This window comes from Pectobacterium parmentieri (assembly GCF_001742145.1).
GTDB lineage: Bacteria > Pseudomonadota > Gammaproteobacteria > Enterobacterales > Enterobacteriaceae > Pectobacterium > Pectobacterium parmentieri.
Window position 1 is genome coordinate 2,080,262 of record NZ_CP015749.1, and the last position, 12,114, is coordinate 2,092,375.

General features: G+C 50.7%; 12 protein-coding genes. 8 read left to right on the forward strand and 4 right to left on the reverse strand.

Annotation, left to right across the window (positions count from 1 at the left end; all coding sequences use genetic code 11):
• The first annotated feature begins 2 nt into the window (after positions 1–2).
• Genes A8F97_RS09270 through yejF form a run of 3 tightly spaced genes read left to right on the forward strand, consistent with a single transcriptional unit; the run spans position 3 to position 3,716 of the window.
• Positions 3–1,097, forward strand: a complete 1,095-nt coding sequence (locus A8F97_RS09270; protein WP_015730291.1) for a microcin C ABC transporter permease YejB — start codon at positions 3–5, stop codon at positions 1,095–1,097.
• The gene (locus A8F97_RS09275; protein WP_025918939.1) at positions 1,097–2,122 is read left to right on the forward strand and encodes an ABC transporter permease; all 1,026 of its coding nucleotides are present in this window, start codon (positions 1,097–1,099) and stop codon (positions 2,120–2,122) included. The genes A8F97_RS09270 and A8F97_RS09275 overlap by 1 nt, the downstream gene beginning before the upstream one ends.
• Position 2,123: 1 nt before the next feature.
• Complete coding sequence (yejF, locus tag A8F97_RS09280) at positions 2,124–3,716, forward strand: microcin C ABC transporter ATP-binding protein YejF (RefSeq protein WP_033071345.1); 1,593 nt, start codon at positions 2,124–2,126, stop codon at positions 3,714–3,716.
• A 64-nt stretch (positions 3,717–3,780) separates the two neighbouring features.
• Here the strand turns inward: yejF and A8F97_RS09285 are convergent, their stop codons facing one another.
• From A8F97_RS09285 to rsuA, 3 genes are all read right to left on the reverse strand, one after another.
• Positions 3,781–4,125 carry a YejG family protein gene (locus A8F97_RS09285; protein ID WP_005967255.1) on the reverse strand — a complete coding sequence of 115 codons (345 nt, stop codon included), beginning with the start codon at positions 4,123–4,125 and terminating at the stop codon, positions 3,781–3,783.
• 382 nt (positions 4,126–4,507) lie between these two features.
• Positions 4,508–5,698, reverse strand: a complete 1,191-nt coding sequence (locus A8F97_RS09290) for a Bcr/CflA family multidrug efflux MFS transporter (RefSeq protein ID WP_015730288.1) — start codon at positions 5,696–5,698, stop codon at positions 4,508–4,510.
• 40 nt (positions 5,699–5,738) lie between these two features.
• Positions 5,739–6,434 (reverse strand): 16S rRNA pseudouridine(516) synthase RsuA, encoded by a 696-nt coding sequence (rsuA, locus tag A8F97_RS09295; protein WP_014699581.1) that lies wholly within the window; start codon positions 6,432–6,434, stop codon positions 5,739–5,741.
• Between the two features lie 213 nt (positions 6,435–6,647).
• On the opposite strand from rsuA, the gene A8F97_RS09300 reads away from it, so the two are divergent.
• The 4 genes from A8F97_RS09300 (at position 6,648) to A8F97_RS09315 (ending at position 10,590) form a co-directional block, all read left to right on the forward strand.
• Complete coding sequence (locus A8F97_RS09300) at positions 6,648–6,887, forward strand: YecH family metal-binding protein (RefSeq protein WP_015730287.1); 240 nt, start codon at positions 6,648–6,650, stop codon at positions 6,885–6,887.
• 2 nt (positions 6,888–6,889) lie between these two features.
• Positions 6,890–8,650 carry a DNA repair helicase RadD gene (locus A8F97_RS09305; RefSeq protein ID WP_033071344.1) on the forward strand — a complete coding sequence of 587 codons (1,761 nt, stop codon included), beginning with the start codon at positions 6,890–6,892 and terminating at the stop codon, positions 8,648–8,650.
• A gap of 407 nt (positions 8,651–9,057) precedes the next feature.
• Positions 9,058–9,342, forward strand: a complete 285-nt coding sequence (rplY, locus tag A8F97_RS09310; RefSeq protein WP_005967246.1) for a 50S ribosomal protein L25 — start codon at positions 9,058–9,060, stop codon at positions 9,340–9,342.
• 99 nt (positions 9,343–9,441) lie between these two features.
• The gene (locus tag A8F97_RS09315) at positions 9,442–10,590 is read left to right on the forward strand and encodes an acetyltransferase domain-containing protein (RefSeq protein ID WP_033071343.1); all 1,149 of its coding nucleotides are present in this window, start codon (positions 9,442–9,444) and stop codon (positions 10,588–10,590) included.
• A gap of 55 nt (positions 10,591–10,645) precedes the next feature.
• On the opposite strand, the gene yejK is transcribed toward A8F97_RS09315, so the two are convergent.
• Positions 10,646–11,656, reverse strand: coding sequence for a nucleoid-associated protein YejK (yejK, locus tag A8F97_RS09320; RefSeq protein ID WP_025918935.1), 1,011 nt, complete (start codon positions 11,654–11,656; stop codon positions 10,646–10,648).
• A 218-nt stretch (positions 11,657–11,874) separates the two neighbouring features.
• Here yejK and A8F97_RS09325 point away from each other — a divergent pair, with 218 nt between their 5' ends.
• On the forward strand, positions 11,875–12,105 hold the full coding sequence (locus A8F97_RS09325; RefSeq protein ID WP_005967239.1) for a YejL family protein: 231 nt from the start codon (positions 11,875–11,877) through the stop codon (positions 12,103–12,105).
• Positions 12,106–12,114: the final 9 nt, after the last annotated feature.

The window sequence follows — 12,114 nt, forward strand, 5'->3', positions numbered from 1 at the left end:
AAATGGGAACGTATCTGTTACGCCGCCTCTTGCTGGTCATCCCAACCCTGTGGGCGATTATTACGATTAACTTCTTCATTGTACAAATTGCCCCCGGTGGTCCGGTCGATCAGGCCATCGCCGCGATCGAAATGGGGCATGGCAGTGGCTATACCGCCAATAGTGGAATGGATGCCGGAATGGCGCGCGCTGGCACCGGCGGTGCCCCCAATATCGAGAACGTTTATAGAGGTTCACGCGGGCTTGACCCTGAAGTCATCGAAGAGATCACCAAACGCTATGGCTTCGATAAACCGATCCATGAGCGCTATTTTAAACTACTGTGGGATTATGTGCGTTTTGACTTCGGTGACAGCCTGTTCCGCGGCTCTTCCGTGATGCAGCTCATCAAGGAGAGCATGCCGGTTTCGATTACGCTGGGGCTGTGGAGTACGCTGATTGTCTACCTGATTTCCATTCCACTTGGCATCAAAAAGGCGGTGAAGAACGGGACACCGTTCGACACCTGGAGCAGCACGCTCATCATTATTGGCTATGCCATTCCCGCGTTTTTGTTTGCGATCATTTTGATTGTGCTGTTCGCAGGCGGCAGTTATCTGGACTGGTTCCCGCTTCGAGGGTTGGTTTCCAGCAATTTTGATACCTTACCGTGGTATAGCAAGATTACCGATTATTTGTGGCATATCGCGCTGCCGGTTGTGGCTTCCGTGATTGGCGGCTTTGCGACCTTAACCATGCTCACCAAAAACTCCTTTATGGATGAAATTCGTAAGCAATACGTTGTTACCGCGCGCGCTAAAGGGCTTGATGAAAAGAGCATCCTCTACCGCCACGTATTCCGTAATGCCATGCTGCTAGTGATTGCAGGATTCCCCGCCACCTTTATCAGCATGTTTTTCACCGGTTCATTGTTGATTGAGGTGATGTTCTCTCTCAACGGGTTGGGTCTGTTGGGTTATGACGCGACGCTGCAACGTGATTATCCCGTCATGTTCGGCACGCTGTATATCTTCACGCTGATTGGCTTATTGCTGAATATCGTCAGCGACATAACCTATACGCTAGTGGATCCACGTATCGATTTTGAGGGACGCTAATGAGCCGCTTAAGCCCGATTAATCAGGCGCGCTGGGCGCGTTTTAAAAGTAATCGTCGCGGTTACTGGTCGCTGTGGATTTTCATGGTGTTGTTTATCCTCAGTCTATTTTCCGAACTGATTGCCAATGACAAACCGCTACTGGTGAAATATGGCAGCCAGCTCTATACGCCTGTGCTCATTGACCACAGCGAGAAAACGTTCGGTGGGCAGTTAGATACCACCGCTGATTTCCGCGATCCTTATATCACCGAACGTATCAGTAGCCACGGTTGGGCTATCTGGCCGCTGATCCACTACAGCTACGACACCATAAACTATGCCACCACGGCATCTTTCCCGTCCGCTCCCTCCTGGCAGAACTGGCTGGGAACAGACAGCCAGGGGAAAGACGTGGTCGCACAGGTGCTTTATGGCTTCCGCATTTCACTGTTATTCGGCCTGGCGCTTACGATCCTGTCCAGCGTGATTGGTATTATCGTCGGAGCAACACAGGGGTATTACGGCGGACGTCTCGACCTATGGGGCCAGCGCTTTATCGAAGTGTGGTCCGGCATGCCGACGCTGTTTCTCATCATCCTGTTGTCCAGCGTGATCCAACCGGACTTCTGGTGGCTATTAGGCATTACCGTGCTGTTCGGCTGGATGAGTCTGGTTGGTGTGGTCAGAGCAGAATTTCTGCGTACCCGAAACTTTGACTATATTCGCGCAGCGCAGGCAATGGGCGTCAGCGACCGTGCCATTATGTTCCGCTGTATGCTGCCAAATGCGATGGTCGCAACGCTGACTTACCTGCCCTTTATTCTCTGCGGCTCGATTACCACACTGACGTCACTAGATTTTCTCGGTTTTGGTCTGCCTATGGGCTCGCCATCATTAGGCACCTTATTGCTGGAAGGAAAAAATAATCTTCAGGCACCGTGGCTAGGCATTACCGTGTTTATGGTGCTTTCCATCGTGCTTTCCTTACTCATTTTTATCGGCGAAGCGGTACGCGACGCCTTTGACCCCAGCAAGGCGCATTAATATGTCCAGTTCACCTTTATTGCAGATAGATAATCTCAGTATTGCCTTCCGCAAAGGCGATCAAGAGCAGCGCGTTGTCGACCAGCTTTCACTGGCGGTGAACGCGGGTGAGACTCTGGCGCTGGTCGGTGAATCAGGTTCGGGGAAAAGCGTCACCGCGCTGTCAGTTTTGCGCTTGCTCCCTTCCCCACCCGTGGTTTATCCGCAAGGGGATATCCGTTTCGCAGGGCAGTCACTACTACATGCCGATGAAAAAACGCTACGTCAGATACGCGGCAATCGGATCGCAATGATCTTTCAGGAACCGATGGTGTCGCTCAATCCCTTGCAAAGTATTGAGAAGCAACTGATTGAAGTGCTTTCATTACACCGGGGAATGCGCACCGATCCAGCCCGTAGCGAAGTCATCTCCTGCCTGGATCGCGTGGGTATTCGTCAGGCGAAAAATCGGTTGAATGATTTCCCACACCAGCTTTCCGGTGGTGAGCGTCAGCGCGTCATGATTGCGATGGCGCTGCTGACTCAGCCCGATTTACTGATTGCCGATGAGCCAACGACAGCGTTGGATGTTACCGTTCAGGCGCAAATACTGAAATTGCTGAACGAGCTGAAACAGGAACTAGGGATGAGCTTACTGTTCATCACCCACGACCTGAACATCGTCCGCCAGTTAGCGGATAATGTATCGGTGATGAAAGCGGGTAAAGCCGTGGAGCACAATAGCTGTCAGCAGCTTTTCAGCGCGCCACAACATCCTTACACGCGCCAATTGCTGGACGCAGAGCCATCAGGTGAGCCGCTGCCGGTAGCGAATGACGATGAACCGCTCCTGCGGGTGGAACAGTTGCACGTTTCATTTCCCATCAAACGTGGCCTTTTGCGCCGTACCGTTGATGAAAAGCAGGTAGTTAACAATATCAGCTTTACCTTACGACGCGGTGAAAGCCTGGGTCTGGTGGGAGAGTCCGGTTCAGGAAAAAGCACAACCGGATTAGCGCTGCTGCGTCTGATTCAATCGCGTGGCGATATCGGGTTTGACGGTCAGCCCTTACAAGGACTCACCCGTAAGCAAATGCTGCCCTTCCGTCACCGGATTCAGGTCGTTTTTCAGGACCCTAACTCCGCACTGAACCCGCGGCTAAATGTGGAGCAAATTATTGCCGAGGGATTAACTGTCCATCACAAATTGAGCAAAGAAGCACGCGAACAACGCGTGGTGGCAGTGATGCAGGAAGTGGGGCTAGACCCCACCACTCGCTACCGCTATCCGTCTGAATTTTCCGGTGGTCAGCGTCAGCGTATCGCTATCGCTCGTGCACTGATACTGCAACCGGAGCTGCTGATCCTCGATGAGCCGACGTCGTCGCTAGACAGGACGGTTCAGGCTCAAATACTGACACTGCTGAAGTCATTACAGGAAAAGCACAAAATCGCCTACCTGTTTATCAGTCATGATTTGCAGATTATTCGCTCACTGTGCCATCAGGTTATTGTGTTACGACAGGGCGAAGTAGTCGAACAGGGCGAATGTAAACAGGTATTTACGCACCCTGCCGAACAGTACACGCGGGAACTGTTACAGTTTTCATCCTGAACGACAGAAAAACAGCGGAAACAAACGAGAGAAAACCGCAGCGCCACCTTACTGACGCTGCGGTTTAAAACGGATATTGTGCCGATACCGATTCTGCGATAGCAACACCGACATTCTTCAAGCGGCACATTGCAGTACTTTCATCGTTACGATGTAAAAACAGACACGGTTCGCCTTCCCATTCCAGAACGGCGCATTCAACCTGTATTTCAGACAGGGATTGATTCAACTGCCGCATGATTTCCCATGCGATATCACCATCATGGCTCAACAGTTTGAGACCAATCAGGTTATTGTCTTCTTCTCTGCCGCTCAGCGGAATCGGTTCAACCTTAATACCTGCAAAACCCGATAACCAGCGATAACTTTGCGGCAAACGATGAACTACCGAAAGTTGAAAACTGTCCACTACTGTTTCCCTCAGGTAATAATTCACAAAATAGTAACATATTTATCATAGTAGCGTGTTCGCACCATATCTCGCCACTTTTAGTGAACAAAAAAACAACAAACACACGTTTTACATATCGTGTTAGTGGCTAACAGGCCTGATTGCAAGCGCTATTAATGCCAAGCCGATCACGAATTGCTCTTCTTTTCCGGCTATATGTAACCTTTTCCATTTAATATCTCAACCCTTTTTGGCCTCTTTATTCACTTTTTAGTCAAATATTTTACATTACCAAAACAAAAGGGAATGCCAGACTATCGTCGTCAGAAGGAAAACCAAGAATAGGAGAACACATTCAGGTGCAGGAATACCTTACCTGCCCCTGAAGAGAAGGGAAAAATCAGGACGGAACGGAACGGTGTGCGTACAGATACAGCAGGAATGCACCGATAGAACAAAGTGCCATCGATAACACCATCGGCCAGGCGCTGTTAAACGAAGCCAGTGAGAGAATAACCCCCACAATCGCGCCAAGGCCAAAGCGTAGCGTGCCAGCCAACGATGATGCCGTCCCTGCCATATGAGGGAAGTCATCAAGAATGACCGCCATCGCGTTCGACGCCACCATCGCAATGCAGCCAACAAACAGCGCTACACCAAACACCAGCGGTAAGAAACCGAGATCGAACAGGCAGACAATCACCAGCCATATCCCCATCGCAAACTGAATGACCAGTCCCGTGCGGAACATCGCCATAGCACCCAACCGTCGAACATTACGGCTGTTAAACAGTGTCACCACAAACAGAAAAACAACGTTCAGGGCAAAGTAATAGCCAAAATTCTGAGGAGAAACGCCATACAGATTGATATACACAAACGGTCCGGCACTCAGGAAAGAGAACATGCCGCAAAACGAAAGCCCACTCGCCACCATATAGCTAAACACCCGCTTGTGGCGAAACAGCATAGCGAAATTCCCGATGGTGGTGCGCAGATGAAATTTCTGCTGTTTCTCCGGCGGTAACGTTTCTTTGATAAAAAAGAAAATCAACGCTGATGCGAGAAAAGCCGCGCCAGAGATCGCCCAAAAAATGGAATGCCAGCTAAACCACAGCAACAGCCATCCACCAGCAATCGGTGCGATTAAGGGGGCAACCGTCATCACCAACACGACGAACGACATCATGCGGGAAAAATCATCTCGCGAGAACATATCGCGCATCAGTGCATTAATCACTACCGCAGACGCCGCAGCGGAAACTCCGTGCAGGAAACGCATGTAGATCAACTGTTCCACCGTTTGCGCCAGCGCACAGGCTACACCAGCGAACGCAAAAACCAGCGTGCCGCCGAGTATCACAGGCTTGCGCCCTAGGCTATCTGCCATCGGTCCGTAAAACATCTGCCCAATAGCAAAGCCCAGCACGTAGGTGCTGAGCGTCATTTGGACATGTCCATCTCCCACGCCAAACTCGTTAGCAATGGTCGGCAACGCCGGTAAATACATATCGATAGCTAATGGCGTTAGCATCGAAATCAGGCCAAGAATAAAAATCAGCCCGATATGAGAGGGTCGGCGTAATTGCACTAATAACTCCAGATAAGAAAGAAGGTCGTTCTGAATAGTATTATTTTACGCTGGCTACCTCTTCAGCACTCAACTCGCGGTATTCTCCCGGTTCCAGTTCGCTATCCAGAGAAATGCCGCCAATACGCTCGCGATGCAGCTCAACGACGCGATTCCCCACCGCAGCAAACATCCTTTTCACCTGATGATAGCGACCTTCGCTAATCGTCAACCGCACGACATAATCCGTTACCTTCTCAAGCGAGGCAGGCTTAGTGAGATTCTTCTCGCTATGCAACTGTACGCCTGCCGTAAATTGCGCAGCGGTATCCTCGGCCAGCGGCTGTTCCAGCGTCACCAAATACGTTTTTTCACACTCATGTTTAGGTGAGGTAATACGATGCGACCATTGACCATCGTCAGTTAACAGCACCAACCCCGTGGTATCGATGTCCAGCCGCCCTGCCGCATGCAGTTTGTACGCTACTGGCACATCCATAAAATACAGAATGGTAGGATGATCGGGATCGTCCGTTGAACAAACGTAGCCCTGAGGCTTATTCAACATGAAATAACGTGGGCCGCTCTGCTGTTTCAGTGGGTTGCCATCAAATTCAACGTTATGCTCTGGGGATAACTTGAATGCGCCGCTTTTTACCACTTCACCATCGACGGTAACGCGCTGTGCGTGGAGCTCACGCGCCACCAGTGAACGGCTAATTTCCAACTGTTGGGATAAAAATTTGTCCAATCGCATTAAAACTGACTACCTATATCAAATAACTGCCGGACTCAAATCGTGAGGCCCTAGATTGTGAGCGGATAGTATAACGGGGCTTTGCCCGCTCGTCCTGCTATTCACCGTCTGTGCGCCGCTCTTTTTAGCCTATTTTCAGGCGGAGAGTCCCTCGCGCTGGGTATGTTCAACAGGCATAATAGGGGCAATTTCTTACATTTTAAGGACAACCCCATGTCATCTATTCACGGTCATGAAGTTTTGCAAATGATGCTCGCGTCTGGTGAATCATTTACCACCGAACAGTTAATTACCACCATAGAAACCCGTTTCGGCAGCACCGCGCGTTTTCATACCTGTTCCGCCGAAAACATGACGGCTTCAATGCTGGTGCAATTTCTGTCTGAACGCGGAAAGTTTATCCCGCAGGATGCTGGGTTCACCACCAGCGCCAGTAAAATCTGCCAGCATTAGCGATGTCATTCACACTACGGCCTTACCAGCGTGAAGCGGTTTCCGCCACGCTCGACTATTTTCGCCGTCATACCCAACCAGCCGTCATCGTTTTGCCTACTGGCGCAGGGAAGAGTCTGGTCATCGCCGAATTAGCACGGCTTGCACGCGGCCGTGTTTTGGTGCTCGCTCACGTCAAAGAACTGGTGGCGCAAAATCACGCCAAATACTGTGCCTGGGATTTGGAAGCGGATATCTTCGCTGCGGGGCTGCAACAGCGAGAGAGCCAGGGAAAAGTGGTCTTTGGCAGCGTGCAGTCCGTTGCTCGTAACCTCGACCAGTTCGATAATGCGTTCTCACTGTTGATCATTGATGAATGCCACCGCATCAGCGACGACGATAACAGCCAATATCAACAAATCATCCAGCATCTGCAAAAAACCAATCCGCAGTTACGGCTACTCGGCTTAACCGCAACGCCCTATCGGCTTGGCAAAGGCTGGATATATCAGTATCACTATCACGGCATGATACGTGGTGACGAACAGTGTTTGTTCCGCGACTGCATCTATGAGCTGCCGCTACGCTATATGATCAAGCATGGCTTTCTGGTGCCGCCTGACCGGTTGGATATGCCAGTGGTGCAATATGATTTTAGCCGGCTCGTCGCCCGTAGCAGCGGGCTATTCAGCGAAGCTGACCTGAATCTCGAACTCAAACGCCAGCAGCGCATTACGCCGCATATCATCAGTCAGGTCATCGATTATGCGCAAACACGGCGCGGCGTGATGATTTTTGCCTCCACCGTCGAGCATGCCAAAGAGATTGCGATGCTGTTACCGGCGGGTCAGGCTGCGCTGGTCAGCGCCGACACGCCACCTGCCGAGCGTGATGCGTTGATTGACGCTTTTAAGCAACAGTCTCTTCGCTATCTGGTCAACGTGGCGGTACTGACAACCGGCTTTGACGCTCCGCATGTCGACCTTATTGCCATTCTCCGCCCGACTGAGTCTGTGAGTCTGTATCAGCAAATTGTCGGGCGCGGTCTGCGTTTGTACCCGGGAAAAACGGACTGCCTGATACTGGATTACGCAGGCAACCCACACGATCTCTATACGCCAGAAGTCGGCAACAGCAAGCCGCATGCTGGCAGCCAGCCAGTGCAGGTCTTCTGCCCTGAATGTAGTTTTGCCAATCTGTTCTGGGGAAAAACCACTCCCGATGGCGATATCATCGAACACTATGGCCGGCGCTGTCAGGGCTGGGAAATGGCGGAAAATGGGCAACGCCAACAGTGTGATTTTCGGTTTCGGTTTAAAGTCTGTCCGCACTGCGGCGCGGAAAACGATATTGCCGCACGGCGCTGCCACCAGTGTAATGAAGTATTGGTTGACCCCGATGACATGCTAAAAGCGGCGCTAAAGTTGAAAGATGCGTTGGTTTTACGCTGTAGCGGCATGAGCTTCGAGCAGGGACAGGATGCAAAAGGAGAATGGCTGAAAATCACCTATCATGATGAAGAAGGTGCCGAAGTGAGTGAACGTTTTCGCCTACACTCCACCGCGCAGCGCCACGTTTTTCTGCAACAGTTTTTACGTGTTCACCAACGCGCACCGGGAACGCCGTTTAACTGGCAGAATGCCGCCGATGTCATCGCACAGCAGATATTATTGCGCCCTCCCGACTTTGTCGTCGCCCGTAAAAACGGGAAATTCTGGCAAATACGCGAAAAGATCTTTGATTATCAGGGCCGCTTTCGCCGCGCCAACGAACTCCGCGGCTAATGTATACTCTAAATAATTCGAGTTTCAGGCAGGCGGCAAGTGAGGGACAAATTCGTCGGGAACGAATTTGACCAGCCAACGGCTGGCCTCCGGTGAGAGACAGGATGTCTCTCATTTAATCCCGATGAGCTTACTCAGGTAAGTGATTCGGGTGACAGACAAATCTGCTAAAAGCAGATTTGAACGCTGCTTGCAGCGGCCCCAACGGGGCGAGGCTCACGCCAGTGTGCCGAGTATCGCTGCCAACGCACATGAAACTTGAAGTATGACGAGTAATGTTGGGATTCATTTGCCCGCAGAGCCATATTCCGCTAGAATTTAGCCCGCTTTTGTTCGCAGAAGCTGAATAACCCAACCTGCTGCTGGGTCGCCTGTAGCAGGATTACTTTATATAAGTAGAGAAGAAAATGATTACTATCAAAGCAGAAGCACGTCAAGGTCAGGGTAAGGGTGCGAGCCGCCGCCTGCGTTCCGCTGGTAAATTCCCAGCCATCGTTTACGGTGGTTCAGAAGCACCAGTATCTATCGAACTGGATCACGATTCAGTGAAAAACCAAGAAGTTAAAGATGGCTTCTACGGTGAAACACTGATCCTGTCTATCGATGGCAAAGAAGTTCAAGTTAAAGTTCAGGCTGTACAACGTCACGTTTACAAGCCTAAACTGACTCATATCGACTTCGTTCGCGTTTAGTTTGCGCTGAAGTCGTTTTCCGGGACGCCGGAAAAGAAGAACGCCGCCTATGCGGCGTTTTTTTTATAAAAATTTGTTCATTCACAAAGGAATGTGAACATGTCTCGAGAGATATCTCAGCGGCTTATCGCTATCGATGCCCTGCGCGGTCTGGTGATGGTACTCATGCTACTAGACCATGTGCGGGAAACCTTTTATCTACACCTCCAGCTCGCCGACCCCATTGATGTCACCAGTACCGATCCCATGTTATTTATCAACCGCACGCTGGCTCACCTGTGCGCGCCCGTGTTTGTCTTTTTAACGGGTCTCTCTGCGGCGCTGTATCATCAGAAAGTACAAAATCGTCGGCAAACTGCCCTCTTCCTGTTCCAACGCGGCTTAATTCTCATCGTCCTTGAGATCACATTGATCAACTTCGCGTGGACGTTTCAATTCCCACCGCAGGTCATTTATTTGCAAGTGATCTGGGCCATTGGTATGAGCATGCTCGCCCTCAGCGCGCTGATCTGGCTACCTGCCAGACTGGTTTTCATATTGGGTATTATTATCGTAGGAGGACATAATTTACTGGACTCTCTGCATGCTTCCGCAGGTTCCATCTGGTCGATTCCTTGGGCTATTTTGCACGATCGCGGTTGGATAGAAATCGGCGAGACATTGCGTATGCGGACCTCATATCCGGTTCTTCCCTGGATTGGCGTCATTTCACTTGGCTACGCGGCTGGCACGCTATACCGAAAAGACGTCTTTCCGCTTCAGCGTCAGAAAACCCTCTTCGCTCTGGCCGGAATCACGCTAACGCTGTTCTTCGTGCTGCGCAGCATCAATCTGTATGGTGATAAACCGTGGCAGCAGAATGAAACCATCGCACAGACACTTATGAGCTATTTCAGCATCACGAAATACCCGCCATCGCTGCTGTTCCTCTGCCTGACGCTCGCTATTGGGTTGTGCCTGCTTGCGGTGTTTGAACGTCAGCAGCAACAGCGTTGGCTTGTTATGTTAGCGAGCTTCGGCGCTGCGCCAATGTTTTTCTATCTACTGCATCTGTATGTTTTAAAAGGTATGTATTTAACTGCGGTAGCAATCTGGGGAAAGAATCAGGGGGAGTGGTTCGGCTTTTCCGCCGTCTGGCAACTGTGGGTGTGTACTTTGGTGCTGATGACCGTACTGTTTTCACCCGTTCAGGCGTTTGCACGCTTAAAATCCCGTCGCCGAGACATCCGCTGGCTTAAATATTTCTAATTGTTATCAGCAACAGCCCTTTTTCTGAGTAATGAAAAAAGGGCTGGATCTCTTTCTACTGCTTACCACCACTCGTCCGACGCTGTAACTGATCGCGCAGATTCGGTGGCGTACCTTTAATCGTCAACGTATCCGTCGCCGGATCCCAGAAAATCCGCTCACCGAGTAATAACGCATCAAAATTCAGGCTGATGCCACCGCCACTGCCAGCAAATTTGGTCAACTGACGCAGTGTCCCACGATCGGCGGGGAAGCTCTCTTCCAGCTCGTAACCCTGATCGGCTGAAAACTGTTGAAAGGTTTTCTCACCCAGCGGTGGCAGTTCCTGCGACAGCGACGCCAACTCGATTTCCTCGCCGGACTGCAACTGCTCATTGCAATAGCTATACACCTGCTGCCTATAATTCTGGCGCTCGTTTTTATCCAGTTGTGCCTCATCACAATACTCATCGACCGCTTTCAGTAAGCCACGGTTTTGTGCTTTGGTGTCCAACCCTTCTGACGCGGCCAGAAAATCCATGAAAAAGTCAGACACTTTGCGCCCTACGCGTCCTTTCAGGAACGTCAGATAGCGCGCGGATTCAGGATTGGTTTCCCATTCTGTCAGATCGATACGCGCAACGATATCGGCATGATTGATATCCAGATAATGCGTGGTGCTGATATCCAACTGCTCATTAACCCGCATACTGTTGCAGCTATTAAGCACCGATATCAATAAATATTCGACCGCCAGATAGCGGTACTGGCAGAACAGCACGATACCCCCTTCAGCAAACGGGTACTTCGCCAGTTCGTCACGCAGTCGCCCGGTCGCGGCGCGTGAGAAACTCAGAAAGTCCTCATCCCCTTTGCGACAAGCCCGCAGCGCATCGGCCAGCTCGCTTTGCTCATTAAACAGCCCGTAGGCCTTACTCTTGGCGCTGTACACACGATGCAGCTCAGCCATCATTTCTTCGACTGCCGCGTTAGTCGACAGCAGGGAATCACGCAACACCATTTCCAGCGCTTGTTCGTCACGTTTAATTAGCTGATGCAGGGCAATCTGGGCGATATCCAGACTCATGATAAACTCTCCTTTTAGCAAGGCGCGTATTCAAACACTGATACGAGCAGGCCGCAATACATAAAGCGGCCGTCACATCTGTACGCGCTAAGCGTCTACACTAGTTGTTATTGGTGGAATCACGTCAGTGATAAAAATGCATTAATGATAAAAGTGCGGAAAAGCATAAGCCTATACGGTAAGATAAGCGACTTTACCTGCTTGAGATACGCCATTTTATGCCACAATCATCCCGTTATAGTGACGAACACGTTGAACAACTGCTTTCTGAGATGGTCAATGTTCTGGAAAAGCACCACGCCCCGACCGATCTTGCTTTGATGGTGCTCGGTAATATGGTGACGAACCTGATTAACACCAGCATCGCACCGGCGCAACGTCAGGTTCTGGCGCGTTCTTTCGCTGAAGCCCTACAGGCTTCGATTAAAAAAGCCGATAAAGCTCACTAAGTTTTGACC

Coding starts and splice junctions, on each gene's coding strand:
- yejF (WP_033071345.1), top strand. CDS start 2,124: ATGTCCAGTTCACCTTTATTGCAGATAGATAATCTCAGTATTGCCTTC.
- A8F97_RS09300 (WP_015730287.1), top strand. CDS start 6,648: ATGTCATCTATTCACGGTCATGAAGTTTTGCAAATGATGCTCGCGTCT.
- A8F97_RS09275 (WP_025918939.1), top strand. CDS start 1,097: ATGAGCCGCTTAAGCCCGATTAATCAGGCGCGCTGGGCGCGTTTTAAA.
- A8F97_RS09315 (WP_033071343.1), top strand. CDS start 9,442: ATGTCTCGAGAGATATCTCAGCGGCTTATCGCTATCGATGCCCTGCGC.
- A8F97_RS09305 (WP_033071344.1), top strand. CDS start 6,890: ATGTCATTCACACTACGGCCTTACCAGCGTGAAGCGGTTTCCGCCACG.
- yejK (WP_025918935.1), bottom strand. CDS start 11,656: ATGAGTCTGGATATCGCCCAGATTGCCCTGCATCAGCTAATTAAACGT.
- A8F97_RS09325 (WP_005967239.1), top strand. CDS start 11,875: ATGCCACAATCATCCCGTTATAGTGACGAACACGTTGAACAACTGCTT.
- A8F97_RS09270 (WP_015730291.1), top strand. CDS start 3: ATGGGAACGTATCTGTTACGCCGCCTCTTGCTGGTCATCCCAACCCTG.
- rplY (WP_005967246.1), top strand. CDS start 9,058: ATGATTACTATCAAAGCAGAAGCACGTCAAGGTCAGGGTAAGGGTGCG.
- rsuA (WP_014699581.1), bottom strand. CDS start 6,434: ATGCGATTGGACAAATTTTTATCCCAACAGTTGGAAATTAGCCGTTCA.